The 17,780-nt window shown below is 42.2% G+C and carries 11 protein-coding genes; 9 read left to right on the plus strand and 2 right to left on the minus strand.

Annotated elements, in window-relative coordinates; genetic code table 11:
• The first annotated feature begins 7 nt into the window (after positions 1-7).
• The 4 genes from WHS38_08140 (at position 8) to WHS38_08155 (ending at position 6,120) form a co-directional block, all read left to right on the plus strand.
• Positions 8-1,060, plus strand: coding sequence for an NAD(P)H-dependent glycerol-3-phosphate dehydrogenase (locus tag WHS38_08140; protein ID MEJ5300944.1), 1,053 nt, complete (start codon positions 8-10; stop codon positions 1,058-1,060).
• 30 nt (positions 1,061-1,090) lie between these two features.
• Entirely contained in the window at positions 1,091-2,638 is a 1,548-nt protein-coding gene (locus WHS38_08145) for a HAMP domain-containing sensor histidine kinase (protein ID MEJ5300945.1), read from the plus strand.
• 305 nt (positions 2,639-2,943) lie between these two features.
• Entirely contained in the window at positions 2,944-5,691 is a 2,748-nt protein-coding gene (locus WHS38_08150) for an FAD-dependent oxidoreductase (GenBank protein ID MEJ5300946.1), read from the plus strand.
• 27 nt (positions 5,692-5,718) lie between these two features.
• On the plus strand, positions 5,719-6,120 hold the full coding sequence (locus tag WHS38_08155) for a hydrogenase iron-sulfur subunit (protein ID MEJ5300947.1): 402 nt from the start codon (positions 5,719-5,721) through the stop codon (positions 6,118-6,120).
• A gap of 66 nt (positions 6,121-6,186) precedes the next feature.
• Here WHS38_08155 and WHS38_08160 read toward each other — a convergent pair whose 3' ends face one another.
• Positions 6,187-7,077 (minus strand): tetrahydrofolate dehydrogenase/cyclohydrolase catalytic domain-containing protein, encoded by an 891-nt coding sequence (locus WHS38_08160; GenBank protein ID MEJ5300948.1) that lies wholly within the window; start codon positions 7,075-7,077, stop codon positions 6,187-6,189.
• A 104-nt stretch (positions 7,078-7,181) separates the two neighbouring features.
• Entirely contained in the window at positions 7,182-8,945 is a 1,764-nt protein-coding gene (locus WHS38_08165) for a formate--tetrahydrofolate ligase (GenBank protein MEJ5300949.1), read from the minus strand.
• Between the two features lie 456 nt (positions 8,946-9,401).
• On the opposite strand from WHS38_08165, the gene WHS38_08170 reads away from it, so the two are divergent.
• The 5 genes from WHS38_08170 to WHS38_08190 all read left to right on the plus strand — a co-directional run bounded on the left by WHS38_08170 (position 9,402) and on the right by WHS38_08190 (position 17,764).
• Positions 9,402-12,290, plus strand: a complete 2,889-nt coding sequence (locus tag WHS38_08170) for a PEP/pyruvate-binding domain-containing protein (protein ID MEJ5300950.1) — start codon at positions 9,402-9,404, stop codon at positions 12,288-12,290.
• Positions 12,291-12,776: 486 nt separating this feature from the next.
• Positions 12,777-15,407, plus strand: a complete 2,631-nt coding sequence (locus WHS38_08175) for a PAS domain S-box protein (GenBank protein ID MEJ5300951.1) — start codon at positions 12,777-12,779, stop codon at positions 15,405-15,407.
• 1 nt (position 15,408) lies between these two features.
• Complete coding sequence (locus tag WHS38_08180; GenBank protein ID MEJ5300952.1) at positions 15,409-15,897, plus strand: ATP-binding protein; 489 nt, start codon at positions 15,409-15,411, stop codon at positions 15,895-15,897.
• Positions 15,894-17,300 carry a sigma-54 dependent transcriptional regulator gene (locus WHS38_08185; protein ID MEJ5300953.1) on the plus strand — a complete coding sequence of 469 codons (1,407 nt, stop codon included), beginning with the start codon at positions 15,894-15,896 and terminating at the stop codon, positions 17,298-17,300. Before WHS38_08180 ends, WHS38_08185 begins: the two co-directional genes overlap by 4 nt.
• Before the next feature lie 320 nt (positions 17,301-17,620).
• Positions 17,621-17,764, plus strand: coding sequence for an OadG-related small transporter subunit (locus tag WHS38_08190; GenBank protein ID MEJ5300954.1), 144 nt, complete (start codon positions 17,621-17,623; stop codon positions 17,762-17,764).
• Positions 17,765-17,780: the final 16 nt, after the last annotated feature.

Raw genomic sequence — 17,780 nt, forward strand, 5'->3', positions numbered from 1 at the left:
ACCTAGCATGAACGTCCAAACCGACTTTATAGGTGTAGTTGGTGCCGGTAGCTGGGGAACAAGCATTGCTCAACTTCTTGCCGAAAAAGGCTATACTGTTCGGTTATGGGTTTATGAACCAGAACTCTGCGAAATAATTAAAACCCGGCGAGAAAACACTTATTATCTTCCAGGATATCGGCTGCACGATAACATCGATCCTTACACCGACATAGGAGAAGTTGTAAAAGGAAGGCAATTCGTTGTAATGGTGGTTCCTTCTCACGTCTATCGCTCAGTAGCTCTCAAAATGATACCTTTTCTTGAAAATGAAGTAATAATCGTAAGCGCTACAAAAGGCATTGAAAATGAAACCCTTCTTACAATGGAAGGGGTCTGGAAAGACATTCTTCCGCCGAATAAAAAAATTCGTTTCGCCTGTCTTGCAGGTCCATCTTTTGCCAAGGAAGTTATAAGAAAGGTTCCCACGGCTGTCACGGTAGCTTCAAAGGATGAGAGTGTCGCAAAAAGTGTCCAACTTCTTTTTGCCACGGAATATTTTCGAGTTTACACCAGTTCAGATGTGGTGGGACTGGAACTGGCGGGAGCTATCAAGAATGTTATCGCCATTGCAGCAGGAATGTGTGATGGTATGGGATTCGGGCACAATACCAGAGCTGCACTGATAACACGAGGGCTTGCGGAAATGGCGAGGCTTGGAGTTCGTCTTGGAGCTCATCCCCTTACCTTTTCCGGACTTGCAGGCATAGGAGATCTTCTTCTAACATGCACTGGAGATCTAAGCCGCAATAGAACAGTTGGATATCTTATAGGACAGGGCAAAAAACTTGAAACAATTCTTTCTGATATGAGAATGGTTGCAGAAGGAGTCAAAACGGCAAAATCTGTTTATTTCCTTGCCAAGGAGGTAGGGGTTGAAATGCCTATATGCGAACAGGTATATGCTATACTTTACGAAGGGCAGGATCCAAGAGAGGCTGTAAAAATCCTTATGACGAGAACTCTAAAACATGAATTAGAACCACATGCAGAAGTCATAGTCCGAAACGACCATGGATAAACAATCCTAACAAGGAGAAATTTTTAAATAATGGGACATGTTACGCTGGAAGAAGTTATACGAAAAGTGAAAAAGAAAAAGGAAGACTATAACCGATATAGCTTCGAACGGTTGAAGGAAGAAGCTCTGGCAACTTTTTTTGATCTTGCTCAAGAATTTACGTCTCTTGAACATCTTTACCTTGTGGCTGTTGCTGTTCCAAAAGTGTTTTTCAATATAGAAAGCATATTATATGTCCTAAATCCCAAAACCAATCGTCTCGAAAAGGTGTGCACTAGCTGGGACGGCCTTATCGAAAGAAGCGATATATCCAACACAGAATCAAGTAGAGAAGATGAAACTCTTGCTATTCTAGAAGAAATTCTTCGTAATCATGAAGAATCTCAGGAAGATGCTATTCATGGCTGTTTACCTTTTAAGAAAAAGTGGATTTTTCCTATTCGAGGTAATCAAGCATTAAAGCAATGGGTAGCTTTTTCCGGGATCAAGGGTATCCTAGGTTTTATGGTAGTTATATTTCCCCAAAGGAACCTCCCGGAAGAAGCGATTCAGGAGGACGTTTTTTTTCTGGAAAAATTTACTAACCGCATCGGCTACAATCTCCATCAAAAACTTCTCATTCAGCAAAATCTTAGCCACCTAAAGTTTATTAATCAACTTGTCGCCGATATAGAACACAATGTAATCTCTCCCAATCTCTATTACATGCTATGCATAAGGCATCTTAGAAAAATCCTGGATATTTATCGTTCGGTCCAAAAAAACCTTCTGGACTTAACATCAAATCTCTCTCTTCAGGACAAAGCATACCAGGAAATGATGGATAAGCTCCGCACCATTTACGACAATCTATCCACAGCAAACGACCAGATGGAAGAAGAAACAGCCAATCTTGAAAAACATTACACCCACATGAGCCTTTTCCTGGAAAGTATTTTCCGCAGGGAGCATTTTCTCAGAGGAACCTACGTTCTTAGAAAGCAGCCCTGTAACTTTAAAAACGAAATCATCGAAAGATTAATAGATCGCTATGCTCCTTTGTTCGAAAAGAAAGGGATCTCCTTTCAGAGAAGCACTGGCGACATCCCGGAGGAAGAGATAACCCTTTTCGTAGATAAAGGGCTTATTTCTCAGGTTTTTGACAATCTTTTCTCTAACGCACTGAAATACACGGAAGAAATAGAAAATGAATCTGGCAACAAGGTTAAGCTTGTTTCTATAAGCCATAAAATCCTTAAAAACTTCTTTGGTGAAAACAGGCATGGTATTAGATTTAACGTATTCACCACTGGAAAACCCTTATCTGCTGAAGAAAGTTTAAAGGTTTTCGAAGAGGGCTACCGAATAATCCGTCAGGCTGATCCTGGAGAAAAACCTCCAACGGGTTCTGGGCACGGGCTATACTTCGTAAAAAATGTAATTGAAATCCATGGTGGAAAGGTTGGGTGTGAACCTGAAAAATTCGGCAATACTTTTTACTTTATCCTCCCCTTCAACGGCTCTTATCAAACTATACAAAACGACCAAAAGAAAAATAATCCTTCTGATACTGTAAATTCAAATGGATCGCCCAGCTAGATCCTATGAATGAATCTACCGACAGTTATTCTAATTTCAGAAAAGATTTTTGCCTAAAAAACGTCTCGAGATCTCTCAACGTATGTTTTGACATTGAAAAATCCTACATTCTCACTTGACGTTGATTTTTTTTTCACATAAGACTGAAATGAGCATGTTCTCAGCAACAAAAGTAGTATCCTTCTCGTGGGTAGTTACGTAAGGAAGAAGCGGTTTTCCTTTTGCCTTTAAAGGAGTAATAACTTTCCCAAAAAGTAAAAACGTTAAAACCTTTGATGTTCCACAACAATTATGGGGGAAATAGTATGAGTGGGTCAGGAGTGAAAAACGTTGTAGTAATCGGCGGGGGAGTAACAGGGCTCAACGTAGCGCTTGACCTTGCCGATCAGGGATTTCACGTAGATCTTATAGAAAAGAATGCCCAATTGGGTGGTATGATCCCTAACCTTCATCGGCTGTATCCTATCTGTAGCTGCTGCAAAGTCTTAAATAGAACTATCTCATGTTCACAGCATCCTTTAATTTCAGTATGGACCAGCACAACCGTGGAGAAGGTCGAAGGATCGGCTCCATCTTTTAAATTAACTCTTAACTCTAACGGAAAATCTCAAAGCATCGATGCCAGCGCGGTAGTCCTGGCTGCAGGCTTTGAACCGTTTGACCCATCTGTTTACGACACCTACGCCTATTCAAAATTTCAGAACGTCATTACAAGTACTGAATTTGAGTGGATGCAGAAACCAATAGCCCAATCTAAAGGGGTAGTGACCAGACCATCTGACGGTAAACCACCCAAAAAGATCGCATGGCTCCAGTGCGTTGGATCCAGAGAAATTAACAAATGCGATGCTCCTTACTGCTCATCAGTATGTTGTATGTATGCCCTAAAAGAGGCGTCACATATAAAAGACTCTTCCCCTGAAACAGAAGCAACCATCTTCTTTATGGACATACGAACTCATGGGAAGGGCTACGAAAGATACCTCAACAATGCGCTAGCTAAAGGAGTCAAGCTAGTTAGGTCCAGGATCCACAGCATCGAAAAATTTCCTGGAACAGAGAATCTCGTGCTGGAATATGTGGATGAAAAGGGCGAAAAGCAGGCTGAAGTGTTCGACCTTGTCGTTTTGTCTGTTGGTCTTAGACCTTCTCCCGGCGTAAAAGAAGTGGCGGAAAAACTCGGCGTTAAGACCAATAAATATGGATTCATTGAAACGTCAGAGCTAGTGCCTGGTGAAACCAATGTAAACGGTGTCTTTGCCTGTGGTGCGGCTGTAGGTCCAAGAGATGTCCACCAGTCGGTTGTTGATGCTCAAGCTGTAGCGGCTAAGGTATCGAAACTGCTTGGTGGAAATGGTGCAAAACCCAAGAGTCTATCTTTACGAGATGTAAGCAACGAAGAACCCAAAGTTGGAGTTGTATTCAGCCTTTGCCCTGGTAGATCAGCTTCATTTGAGAAGTTAATAGGCGATCTCGATTCATACGTAAAAACTCTTCCTGGTGTCGTTGCCACAGAACGAATAGATCTCCAAAACTCAGCGGCATTTAAAACATTAGCAACATGGATCCAAAAATCTGGCATCAACCGACTTGTTTACGCAAGCTGCTCTCCTATCATGCATAAAGAAATGGTAGAATGGGCTATGAAAGAAGCCCAGTTAAATCCAACGCTTTATAGCTTCGTCGATCTAAGAACCCTGGGAGAATCAGATAAAGAAGCAAAGCGGCTAAAAGACTTGATGCGTTCATCTGTGCTTCATGCCCGCATGTCCGAACCTCTAACCGTAAAACCAATGCCCATTGAACAATCTGTCCTTGTAGTAGGTGGTGGTATCGCCGGTATGACCACGGCTTTAGCTCTTGCCGATCAGGGTATAGATGTCATTTTGGTTGAAAAGAAAGACCGCCTTGGCGGACACGGACATAAAGTCAAAAACACATGGAACGGACTCTCAGTTCAAGATCTTCTTAAGGATCTTACGTCGAGAGTTTCCAGTAATCCCAAAATTAAGGTGCTCCTTAACACCATAGTTTTGGGAGCAAAGGGATTTGGCGGACAATTTGAATCGACTCTATCTGTAAACGGATCCATCCAAACTGTTCGACACGGTGCTGTCGTGATCGCAACAGGTGGACATTCCCTAAAGCCCAACGAATACGGCTATGGAATTCATCCGGAAATATACCGCTGGTCAGATCTTACCAAGAAACTTATCGATTCTCCGGATGCTTTCAAAAACGCTAAAACCGCTGTCTTTATTCAGTGCGTTGGTTCTAGAGAACCACAGCGTCCCTACTGTAGTCGCCTGTGCTGTAGCTTTGCCGTCCGGACAGCCTGTGATCTAAAAGCCATCAATCCAGATATGGACATCTATGTGCTTTACCGTGATATGCGTACCTTTGGAGAACGAGAAGAAATTTACAAGGAAGCTCGAGAAAAGGGCGTGCTCTTTATAAGATACGATCTTGACAAAAAGCCTCAGGTAAAGGTCGAAAATGGCAAGATTAGCGTTCGAGTGCACGATCCTATCCTTGATCGAGATGTAATTTTAGAGCCCGATTTCGTTTCTCTTCAGACAGCTATCTATCCAGAACCACTTAGTGAATTGACCAAATTCTACAAAGCAAGCACGGATGAAGATGGATTTCTTAGAGAATCTCCCGCTAAGATGAAACCAGTTGACGGTGAAATGGAGGGTGTTTTCTTCGCTGGGTTGGCTTTAGGACCAAAAGGCGTTGAAGAAAGCATTCAGGAAGCCTGGGCAGCAGCAGGACGCGCTCTTAGGTTCCTCGCTCAGGGAACAATGCTTGTTGGAGGTGCCGTTGCGGAAGTAAATCCAGATCGATGCGCTGTATGTCTCACCTGCGTTCGCACCTGTCCCTATGGAATTCCAGTTATAGAAAGCGTCCAGGAAGCTGCTTATATTGACCCTGCTTTATGCCAAGGATGCGGCATGTGTGTAAGTGAATGTCCCGGAAAGGCGATTATGTTTAGAAAGTTAAGCGATGATCATATTGTGGCTATAACAGAAGCCCTTGTTAAGGAAGCTTAGGAATTTAAGAAAAAAGGAGATGGTTTTATGAGCCACCATGAGCCCAAAATCTTTGCTTTTTGCTGTTCTAACTGTGCATCGGCGGCAGCTCAAATTGCCGAAAAAGCACAGTGGACTTTACCTGAAAATGTCAGAATCATTCAGCTTCCCTGTAGTGGGCGGTTGGATGCTTTGCATATACTAAAAGCTTTTGAGAATGGAGCAGATGGAGTGTATGTTGTTGGTTGTATGTCCGATAGTTGTCAATTCAAAAGCGGAATTCAAAAAGCGGAGAAAAAGGTAAATTATGTTAAAAAAGTGCTGAGCGATATTGGAGTAGAACCGGAAAGGGTTGAGATATTCAGTGTAGGGGCCGGTAAGGCTAATAAATTTATAGAAATCGCTCAGATGATGGTTGAGCGTCTTAAAGGCATGAGTCAGATGCCGTAAGAAATTAAAAAGGGGCACAAAATGTGCCCCTTTTTAATTTTCAATTTTTGCAATTACCAGAAAACACTAATCTTTAATTTTGTTGTGAACTTTGCAGGCTCGCACAGTATTTTTCATAAGCATAGTGATCGTCATAGGACCAACGCCACCTGGAACTGGGGTAATGGCGCCTGCTACTTCCTTTGCCTCATCGAAAGCCACGTCACCTTTCAAGATTCGTTTTCCATCCGCAGTTCTTCCTACTTCATTTACGCCAACATCAATGACCACTGCTCCAGGTTTGATCCAATCACCCTTTACATATTCCGCAACACCTGCTGCAACGATAAGAATATCAGCTCGTTTGGTATGAAAAACAACGTCCTTTGTTCTGGTATGACACACGGTCACAGTAGCATTGGCTCCCTTGCCTTTCTGCATGAGCATTACAGCAATGGGTTTACCAACGATATTTGATCTTCCTATAACAACCACTTCAGCACCTGATGTTTCCGCACCTGTTCTAATAAGAAGCTCCTGGATGCCTGCTGGGGTGCAGGGAAGATAATCAGGCTCACCAATCATCAACTTTCCTACATTGAAAGGATGGAAAGCATCCACATCTTTTGAAGGATCTATCGCATAAAGCACATTGGTTTCGTTGATGTGCTTTGGAAGGGGAAGTTGAACCAGAATGCCGTGAATTTTAGGATCTTTGTTGTATTGGTCGATAAGCTTTAAGAGATCAGCTTCAGAAATGTCAGCCGGTCTATCTTCCTGGACCGAATAAAATCCCAATTCATGGGCAGTCTGTTGTTTTGCTCTTACATAGCTCTGGGAAGCTGGGTTTTCACCTACAAGAATTGTTACTAACCCAGGAACAACACCATATTTTTCCTTAAGGTGTTGCACCTCCTGCTTAAGTTCTTCTCGGATAGACTTCGCTATCTCTGCACCTTTAATAAGTTTAGCTGACATGGCAAAAACCTCGCTTTATCTTTTCAAAATGTTGCAACTAAGGTCATAAGTCAAACAAGGCTTTGACCTCACACTATATGAGGTCAAAGCCTATGGGACGGGACCTAGAACAATCCCATAACCTTACCGGTCTTTACATCAACATCGACTCGTCGGAAGGCCGGGTTGGATGACGTTCCGGGCATGAGGCTTATAGTTCCTGCGCATGGGCAAAGGAATTTTGCACCGGAGTAAATCAACACATCGCGAATTGGAAGGACCCAGCCCTTGGGAACGCCTTTCAATGTAGGATCATGGCTCAAGCTGAGGTGAGTTTTAACCATCATGGTTGCGAAATCAGCATATTTAGGATCAGATTCAAGCATCTTGGCTTTAGCTTCAGCTTCTGGAGTCCACACAACACCGTCAGCACCATAAACTTCCTTAGCGATGATTTCTACTCGATCTCTCAATTTCATTTCAATAGGATAGAGGAACTTGAAGTCCGAAGGTTCTTCGCAAGCATCCATAACTGCGTCAGCAAGTTCCAGAGCGCCTTCTCCACCTTTCAACCAATGTTGAGAAACGGCGCATCGAGCTCCTGCTTCTTCCGCAGCCTTTTTAATCATCTTGATTTCATCGGGTGTATCGGTATGGAAGGAGTTTATGCAAACCACGGGATTCATTCCGGACTTACGGATAACCTTGATATGGTGGAGCATATTTTCGAGGCCCTTTTCAAGCAGGGCAAGGTTTTCTTTCGTATATTCTTCAGGAATCGGTAGTCCTGGAACTACCTTAGGACCACCACCATGCATCTTGAGAGCTCGAATTGTTGTTGTGAGGACCGAGACGTGAGGCTTCAAACCGCTGAGACGGCATTTGACGTTCCAGAACTTTTCAAATCCGATATCCGCTGCAAAGCCGCTTTCCGTAACATGATAATCAAACATCTTAAGACCGATACGGTCACCAATGATGGAGGACTGACCTATAGCGATATTAGCAAATGGACCAGCGTGAATCATAACAGGCTGATATTCGATTGTGCAACAAAGTGTCGGGTTGATTGCGGGTAGCATCCAGGCGCACATTGCTCCCGCAACTTCAAGATCCGATGTGGTAACAGGTTTTCCTGTTTTATCGAAAGCAAGAGTAATTTCGCCCAAACGCTTACGCAGGTCTTCAAGGTCGGTTACGATCGAGAGGATAGCCATGAGCTCGGAACTCACAGCTATACCGAATTTAGACTGCATCATGTAACCATCGGTACGACCACCAATACCAATAATGATGTTTCTTAGAGCCTGAGCGCAAAAGTCTATGACCCAGCCAAACTCAACTCTGGTGGGATCCACATCGAGACGGCGCATGCCAGTGAGACGCTGGAGTTGTTCATCAGTGTAGTTACGTTCATGCTGCATTCTTGCAGTAAGAGCAACCATTGCAAGGTTATGAGCATTCATGAGAGCATTGATGTCACCAGTAAGTCCCATCGAAAACTCGGTCATGGGAATCAGCAAAGCGTTTCCGCCACCAGCCGCCGTTCCCTTAATGTTCATTGTGGGACCACCCGAAGGCTGCCTCAAACATCCACCAACGTTTTTACCTCTTTTGCCGAGACCTTCGATAAGACCGAGCGACGTTGTAGTCTTACCTTCGCCGAGAGGAGTAGGGGTGATAGCGGTAACCTCAATGTATTTTCCGTCAGGGCGATTTTTAAGACGCTCAAGGATTTTCATAAAGTCGAGCTTGCACACTCGACCCATAGGAATAACTTCATCTTTCTCCAAACCTAATTTTTCCCGCCATTCATCGGGGGTGGGCATGTTTTTTTCAGCTTCTTCCGCAATCTGCCAATCCGCAAGTTTTGTTGGATCGTAAGGCATCACATACCTCCTTAATCATTCCAATGGTTAATTCGTTTACACTAACAATAACTACCTGCCTACATCTATATACACCTCTTCACTATCCTCTCACATTACTACGGAGCATTAATGTTGCGATACTTTTTTCACATGATCTTAAAAATTAGCCTAAAAATCCAACCATGTCAAGCAATGTTTCTTGTTTATTCACGGTATTAGCACCCAACCTAAACCAAGAACATCCCTAATTCTGACTTCTAACTCTATAGTCGTAGATTTCCGATATTTGTAAAAAATAAAGACCCAGGTGTAAAGTGGATAAAAAAAGATTATGCTTTTTTTCACACCAACAGCACAAGTTTAGATCAAACATAAAGCAATTATAGTTTTTGTTGCCTTCCGCTCAGTCATGATTTTTAATTTCAAAGAAAGGTTGATTTTACGAAAAAAAACAAGAAATGGAGCAGCAACAGGATGAAACAAGAAGAATATTACACTGTTTCTTTTGAAAAGGCTGATCCCAAAAGGGTAGATAAGTTGGGAGCCAAAGGGGCAAAGCTTGTTGAAGATTTTCAACAACTATCTCAAGAGCTAGGAACTTTTTCTAGGGTTGCCAAGGTTCCCGATGGATTCATAATCACTACTGATGTTTGTCGAGCCTATTTTGCAAACGATCGAGTGCTCCCCGATGCCATCTGGCAAGATATTATGAAAGCTCTATTGGAATTAGAGATCAGAGAAAAAAGGTATTTCGGTTCAGCGGAAGAGGCTTTTCCGCTGTTAGTTGCAGTAAGAGGAGGAGCGCCTGTTTCTCTTCCCGGCGCAGTTAGCACTGTCCTTAATGTTGGACTTACATCAGAGATCGTTAGAACACTTATAGAAAGAGGTGAAGATGAAGCTTTTATATTAAGCACTTATGCAAACGCTCTTCGTATGTATGGGGAAGTGGTGCTTGGTGTCCCTTACAGCGAATTCCACCAGGTATTAGAAAAGCTCAACATACGAGATGAAATAGATACCACCGAAACATCTTTGCTCTATAAACTAATTAGTGATTATGAAAATATTCTCCGAAAAAACCAACATCCTAAATACGGAAGAGAATATCCTCAAGATCCTCTAACACAGCTTCGCCACAGCATTGAAGCTGTGCTCGATTCCTGGATGGGACCAACAGCTGTCGCAGCAAGGCTTAGTCGATCACCTTCAGTGCCAGACGAAATTGGCACAGCGGTGGTAATTCAAACAATGGTGTTTGGAAATAGGAACGAAAATTCCCTAAGCGGAGTGCTTTTTACAAGAGATCACAGAACGGGAAAAAACTCTCTCGTCATCGAATGGGCTCCAAGAATTCAATGTGATAAAATAGTATCTGGACGACTTCGACGGGAATTTCTTAAAGCTGAAGATTTAAAAAGCCAATTCCCAAAAGTCTATGAACAACTCCTTTTAGTCCGTGACTGGCTTGAAAGTCAATCTAAGCGGCCTCTTGACATAGAATTTACAGTGGAAGACGGAAAACTATTCATACTTCAGCGCCGTCCGCTCCGTATGACCTTCAGTGCCACTATGCGAGCTCTTATGGACATGGTTGATGAAGGCAAAACCACTATTCAAGCCGCTTCAATGATTATAAACAACGCCCTGGAACAGCCAGAAAAGATTCTGCGAGAAGATTTCCATGATTACATCCTCATTGGAAAAGGAGAACCTATAACAGATAGCGCTGATGCAGGTATTCTGGCGTTCGGTACCGAAGAAGCTCTAAAACTTGCAGATGCTGGAGTCAATGTTATTTTGCTAAGACGTTACCCCTACGGAGAAACAGACATCGCTGTTAACCATCCCAGAGTCAGAGGAATTATTCGCTACGATGGAAACGCCACAGGACATGAAGCAGTGTCGGCCGTGGCTTACTGCAAACCCTACCTCATAAATGCAGTTGATGCAAATGGGTTAAAGCCTGTAATTGTCCATGGCGATAAGGTAGAATTAAATCCAGAAAGCTTATTTGCCAAATATCTCGGGAAAAAAGTTTTCGTTGATGGTGAATCAGGAATTGTTGGCTACACAACAGCCGAAAGTTTTCTTGAGGATAAGAGGTCCAGAAAAAAGCTATACGTAGATTGGGAATATGTCAGAGAAAAATTTGAACAGGAAGGCTACCGCAACCTTTCCTATGAAGAACTCCTGGACATTCACTACCAATGGGAGCTGGAACTGGAAAAATATACGGAATTAGAAAAAAGGCTAAAAAACGAGTTTTCGGTTATTTCTCAGGAAGAACTGCTCCTGACATTCGCAAGATATCTTGAATTCATTCCACCGGAAAATCGAAAAAGAATTCTTGAATTGAAAGGAATCTCACTAAAAGATTTTGATTTTGGGCCACCTATCACTTATCGGGGAAAAAACCTTAGAGCGGAAGTAAAGCGTATCCTAAAAACTTTGATGCTTTGCATAACCTGGCGAACTCACTGGATACATGAACTAATGGTAGAAAAAGCAAAAGAGCGAGGCGATACGGAAAATGATGTTATACGCGATATTTTTATAAAAAATAGAACGATGAGCCTTGTTAAGGGCTTTGAGAACGAAGGATTCCACGTAATGAAGGTTCCGGGATTTCATTATCTTATTCTGGCAAGCAATTTTGAATACGATCAAGACCCTAATAGAGTAAACCTCGGGCCAGGAATTTTTAACTATCAGGAGAAAGAAATTCTGGCTAAACATTTCATGTCTCATCTGGAGCAGACAAACCCAGAAATTGCATCCAGACTAAGAATAATCATAGGAGAGCCACCACTAGGGCAGGGGCATGCCAGAATAATAAGCGTAGGACTTGCTATCCCTGACGATCTTTTTGCTCTGGTTTGCAGATATCTAAGGGCTTTTATCGATCAATGCAGAAGCGGTTGTCTTATACATAGAGAAGAAATGATCCCTATTCACGATTTCATCGAACTTTACCGACTTGATCCATTTTTTGCACTTTACCCTGACTTCAAAATAAAAAAGGATTCAGCGGCTAACTGCTTCATTACCTTTGGAGATTGTTCCTACGGTGAATTTGAAGGGACAGTTTTTGGGGAAGAGCAGTATAAAAACCTCATGCAGAAGGTCAAAGAATTCGAATGGTATATGAAGGTCACAGGACAACATTTCTGCATACGTCCCTGGAGCTTAGAAGTAGATCCTTTCAGGCGACACAGCATAATTACAGCCGTTGGAATTCGATTCCCAGTAGAACACCTTACTGCGGTTCTTGAAAGCCTGAAAACCTTCCTAGCTGAAAAGGAACGATACAGAACAGAACCTCTATTCAGGAAAGCTTTTGATAGAGTCGTCGATAGCGAGTAAACCTGCCAAAAGACAGGCAAATCTTTCTATATACCTTAAAAGCTTAAGTGCCCAAAGCACGCATAAATCCCATGGGAGTCTTCTCGCTTAAAAATATTGATGCTAATTATTCTTATTTTGTCGAAATATTGTTTAAAGATAGTTTAATTAATGTCTAAACGTTGTCTAAAAACCCCCAAGATTAAACATTTATCATTAAAAATGAGACTTTTTGTCGAAAAATTAGATTAATTGCCAAATAGTGCGTCGACAAAAACTAACCAAAAGCTCAGGTCAACCAAGTTTTGAACAATTTGCGTAGAATCCCACTATAGCTGTTAACTGTGATAAATTTCTTCAAGGAACCATAAGAAGGTATTTCTTCGGCAGTTAACAGAATCTAAAAGTTTATCCCTGAAACAATCCGAATCCAAATTCTGGTATTTCTCACAAGGTTCTCAACTTATGGTAAAATGTAAAACCGATTTTTGAAATCGGAGGACGCTTATGAAAATAGACCAAAACAAGAACGGTCAAGATTCCCGAAGAAAAAAATTTCGAGTTTCCATAGCTAAAAAACTGACCTTTGTTCTTATTCTTGTTTCGGTAATCCCTGCCAGCATCTTTGGAATAACTCACATTTTGAACCTTCACAATTTAACCAGAGTAGCTTTGAAAGAAAGTTCTCTTCAGCTTGAGAAAAAAGCCAGGGAATCCCTTGAACTAAGAGCTATTGAGCTTGCCAACAGGGTAAGTGAATTTCTTCAAGGCGTTGAAAAAGACGCAAAGATTTTATGTCTTTTGCCCAAAAAAACCGAAGTATTTCAAGATTTTTATACTATGCACAAAAAAACTGTGTGGATGAAAGATGGCACTAATGAATATCCTGTTGAGGTACGACAAGATCTCCCTTTGTATCGGGAGATTGCCTTCGTTGACGTTTCAGGCCAAGAATTGATCAGAATTTTTGACGGCTACCCAGTTAAGCAAGAGGATCTGCGGGATGTGTCCAAACCAGAAAATACAACTTACAGGTCGGAAAAATATTTTCTGGAGGTTATGAAACTTCCCCCCGGCAGGGTTTATGTGTCACACGTAACAGGATGGTTTGTCTCCCTGGAAGAACAACTTCAAGGTGCAAGTGATGTGGAACACGCCGTTGAAGGAAAAAAATACGAAGGTGTGGTAAGATTCGCCACAAAGTGTGTAGGTGAAAACGGCGAAGTTTCTGGTGTAGTAGTTTTATCTCTGGATCATCGTCATCTCATGGAGTTTACCATGCATATTCTTCCCACGGAGGATCGTTTTGTCGTATTTCCATCCTATTCCAGTGGAAATTACGCTTTCATGTTTGATGATGAAGGCTGGATAATAACTCATCCCAAGTATTGCGATATTAGAAGTCTTCGTCCTGACGGAACTGAATTTGATCCTCTTGATCCATCCTATTATGAAAACCTTTTAGCAGGAAAAGCCCCTTTTAATCTAGACCACGCGGGCAAGATAAATACAAATTATCCCATCATTGCATCAGAAGTACGAAAAGGGCGTTCAGGTGTAACCAGTACATTCAATGTGGGGGGAATTCCACGGGTAATGGCTTATGCTCCCATTCATTATTACAGTCCTCCCTATGACCGCTACGGAATTTTCGGCGGCGTTACCATAGGCGTTGAAATGACAAAATTCAAAGAGCCAATTTCTACTACCGAGAAAGCCATTAAAGATATGCTTTCTCGAACAAGGATGGAAAGTGCTTTAGTTTTGACTCTTTCTTTACTGGTTTCCATAGTCGTAGCCTTATCTCTGGCAAGAACGATTACGAAACCCATACGGCATCTCAGCCGAAAAGCCGTCGAAATTGCAGAAAGGAAACTACCAGACGATATTGTGGTCCATACGGGAGATGAACTGGAAGGACTTTCCGAAAATCTTGCGGTTATGGCTCGAGAAATCCATGAACATCGTTTGAATCTTGAGAAATCACTTGAAGAATTGACGCAGTCCAAGAAAAACCTTGAACAATATTCTTACGAACTTGAGAGAAAAATATGGATTATCAAAAACATTCATTCTTTAAGCCAGCTCATGAGCTTAGCCTATAAGCGAGACGATGTCCTTCAAGCAGTTTTGAAGACCGCAGTGGAAGGGCTTGGATACGATAGAGCTATTCTTTACCTCTTTGATTCTCAAACTCGCCGGCTGGTATGTCGAGGCACATATCAATTCTCACCAGATCACGAAAAAATCGCCACATCTTTTTCCTTCCACGTAGATCGTCAGGATTGCACCCTTGTGAGAGCCTTTCATACAGGAAAAACAGTATCCGTCGGGATTTATGATGACGATATAAGTATAACAGAGCTCGATAAGAAAATTGCTACGTCTGGAGGTAGTGAACACATCGTCTGGGCTCCAATGAAAAGTCGAGACAGGGTGATAGGGGTCTTAGGAGCCGACAAAATTGGAAAGACTTCTCCCATCGGAACCACAGAAATAGAAGCCCTTGAGATCCTTGCCGGAGAGGCCGCTCAAGCCATTGAACATTCGGAACTTTACTGGAGATTAGTAAAAGAAAAGAACTTTGTAACATTAATTCTTGCCCACATTCCTCTCGGCGTTATTGTTTTCGATGGGCGAGGGAAAATTCTATGGTTTAATCCCTATGCAGAACGGTTTTTTGGAATACCCAGAGAAGAAGTTGAAGGCAAACACTTTTTTGAAGCCTTTGCGGACTTTACTTCCTGGACTGATTTTGTTCGCGAATGCTCGGAATTGGGCTGTTCTATAAAAGATGCCAAAGAAACCAGCATCACTTTCCCTGACGGGAAAGAAAAAGTAATTGAATATTCTTCATCGGTTCTTGCTTCTGAAAACTTTCCCGAGAGCAATCTTTTTATATTCTTTCAAGATATAACGAGCAGAAAAGAAATAGAAGAACACCTGAGAAGAACGGATCGCCTTGCAAGTTTGGGAGTACTGGCAGCAGGTATTGCTCACGAAATACGAAACCCCCTTACGGGTATTTCCCTGATGATGGATGATCTTCACGATCGAATTCAGCAATCAGGAAATGGAAAGACTCGAAAACCTTATAAACGGTCTCCTGGATTTTGCCAATCCTTCAAGGAACCTTAAGATGGAAAAAGCCTATCTTCCTTCTGTAATGGCGGATACGCTTCTTCTTGTTAGAAAGCTGGCAAAGAACAGCAAAATAGACGTAATTACCGAGGTCGAAGAGCCAATTCCGCTCCTGAGTATAGACAGAGAAAGAATAAAACAGGTGTTTTTGAATCTCTTCCTGAATGCGATTCAGGCTATGGATAAAGGTGGAACCCTATCGGTTAAGATATTCAGGGTAAAGGCCGAGGATTCAATGATTGCCAAAGACTCCGTAAGAACCATGATCTCCGACACAGGTAGAGGAATAGATCCCGAAGATTTACCTTACATATTTGACCCCTTTTTTAGCCGCCGTTCTTCTGGATGTGGTCTTGGTCTTGCTATAGCACACAACATCATCACGGAGCACAAAGGAAGAATTAATGTGGTAAGTATCCCCGGAGAAGGTTCGACCTTTTATTTCGATATACCCATTGACCAGGGGGAGGAAATTATAAAAACATGAACGAAGGAAGCATTCTTATCGTCGATGATGAAGATTTTATTTGCGACAATCTGCAGCGTATTCTCAGAGACGAAGGATATGAAAGCATTGTAGCATCAACCGCCAGGGAAGCCCTTGACATTGTTAAGAGTTCACCGGTGGATCTGGTTCTTCTTGATCTCAACCTTCCCGACATGGGAGGTATTGAGGTCTTAAAAAAGCTAAAAGAGGAAGACACAGACATTCTTGTTGTAATCATTACGGGATATGCTTCTGTAGAATCAGCAGTGGAAGCTATTAAGTTGGGAGCCTACGATTATATAAAAAAGCCTTTCAAAGCGGATGCTATAACTCTTATTGTCAAGCTCGCTCTGGAAACGCAAAAACTAAAAAGAGAAGTCAGAGCTTTTCGATCCCATCACGATGGTATTCTCAGGGGTAAAGCTATTATCGCAGAAAGCAAAGTTATGAAAGAATTGCTCGAAAAAGTTAAAAGGATTGCTGCTTCTGACGCCACAGTATTGATTACGGGAGAAACTGGCGTAGGAAAGGATCTTTTTGCAAGAACCATCCATGCTATGAGTCCACGATCGAAATATCCTTTCGTGGAGATAAACTGCTCTGCTTTGCCGGAACAACTGCTGGAAAGTGAACTTTTCGGGCACGAAAAGGGTGCTTTTACAGGGGCTAAAGAAAGAAAGCTGGGTCTTTTCGAAGTAGCTAACGGGGGCACCATTTTCCTTGACGAAATAGGAGAACTTGTCCCGGGACTTCAAGCAAAACTTCTCAGGATACTGGAAGATCATTCTGTTCGCCGCCTTGGCGGTACTCAATCTCACAGAGTAGACATAAGAATTATCGCCGCCACCAATCAAGATCTTCAGGGTTATGTTAGAGAAAACAAGTTCCGAAAGGATTTATATTTCCGCCTTAATACCATTCCTCTTCATATTCCACCTTTAAGAGAGCGACCTGAAGATATTATGCCTTTAGCTAAACACTTTGTGTCTGAACATAATAGAAAATACAGTCGCAAGTTTCAGGGATTTTCTCCGGAGGCAGAAAAACTTCTTCTGGCTTACTCCTGGCCTGGAAACGTTAGAGAACTTGCTCATGTTCTGGAAAGAATCTGTATAATGCACGATGATAGATTAATTGATACATCACACCTTCCGAAAGAGATCGCTCAAGGGCCAGAGATTACCTTTGATGACGTTTTGATGTCTTCTTTCAACATTCCCCTGGAGGGAATGAATTTAGAAGAGATAATGGAGAAAATTGCTCTATCCTTCATAAAAAAAGCGCTCAAGATTACCGGTGGCAATGTCTCCCAGGCAGCTAAACTCCTTGGAATTCCTAGAGGAACCCTTCGATACAAAATGGAAAAATATCAACTTATGGAAACGGACTATCGCTCCCTGTAATTCATGTGATTTGATCGTTGCGAGTTATTTTATAAGGACATCAATCCTTCTTGACCAATCATCACGGGGACAGATTCTGCTTATTTTAAAATGGCGGTTTTTCGCCATACTGTCACAAATTTTCGCCACAATAAGAGAGATAACCTGAAAGTATCGCCCCTTTTTCAAGTTCACATACTTGGGACACAGGCTAACTTTCGAAGCTATCAAAAACAACAGGGATCTTTGCACATATTTTGCTGAAATGCTTGAACGCCGGTGAGCGCGCTTAACTGGCAGAATCTGGTGATTCACGAAAATTCAAAGATGGAGTAGTGAGGATGTTAGAAAAAGGGTTGGTTATCGCTTTTGTCGGAATGGGCGGCACTCTTTTTACCCTCTGGATACTCACTCTAATTATTGAAGGTCTTAAGAGGGTGTTTCCTTATCGTGATGAAGAGACAAACGGAAAGGAGATATCCTGATGGTAGACATTGTCTT

It is taken from the genome of Thermodesulforhabdaceae bacterium (genome assembly GCA_037482015.1).
Lineage (GTDB): Bacteria > Desulfobacterota > Syntrophobacteria > Syntrophobacterales > Thermodesulforhabdaceae > JAOACS01.

Bases quoted from the DNA above. Each gene is read 5' to 3' on its own strand.
- WHS38_08185 (MEJ5300953.1), top strand. From the start codon at position 15,894: ATGAACGAAGGAAGCATTCTTATCGTCGATGATGAAGATTTTATTTGC.
- WHS38_08145 (MEJ5300945.1), top strand. From the start codon at position 1,091: ATGGGACATGTTACGCTGGAAGAAGTTATACGAAAAGTGAAAAAGAAA.
- WHS38_08150 (MEJ5300946.1), top strand. From the start codon at position 2,944: ATGAGTGGGTCAGGAGTGAAAAACGTTGTAGTAATCGGCGGGGGAGTA.
- WHS38_08140 (MEJ5300944.1), top strand. From the start codon at position 8: ATGAACGTCCAAACCGACTTTATAGGTGTAGTTGGTGCCGGTAGCTGG.
- WHS38_08155 (MEJ5300947.1), top strand. From the start codon at position 5,719: ATGAGCCACCATGAGCCCAAAATCTTTGCTTTTTGCTGTTCTAACTGT.
- WHS38_08170 (MEJ5300950.1), top strand. From the start codon at position 9,402: ATGAAACAAGAAGAATATTACACTGTTTCTTTTGAAAAGGCTGATCCC.
- WHS38_08175 (MEJ5300951.1), top strand. From the start codon at position 12,777: ATGAAAATAGACCAAAACAAGAACGGTCAAGATTCCCGAAGAAAAAAA.
- WHS38_08165 (MEJ5300949.1), bottom strand. From the start codon at position 8,945: ATGCCTTACGATCCAACAAAACTTGCGGATTGGCAGATTGCGGAAGAA.
- WHS38_08160 (MEJ5300948.1), bottom strand. From the start codon at position 7,077: ATGTCAGCTAAACTTATTAAAGGTGCAGAGATAGCGAAGTCTATCCGA.
- WHS38_08190 (MEJ5300954.1), top strand. From the start codon at position 17,621: ATGTTAGAAAAAGGGTTGGTTATCGCTTTTGTCGGAATGGGCGGCACT.
- WHS38_08180 (MEJ5300952.1), top strand. From the start codon at position 15,409: ATGGAAAAAGCCTATCTTCCTTCTGTAATGGCGGATACGCTTCTTCTT.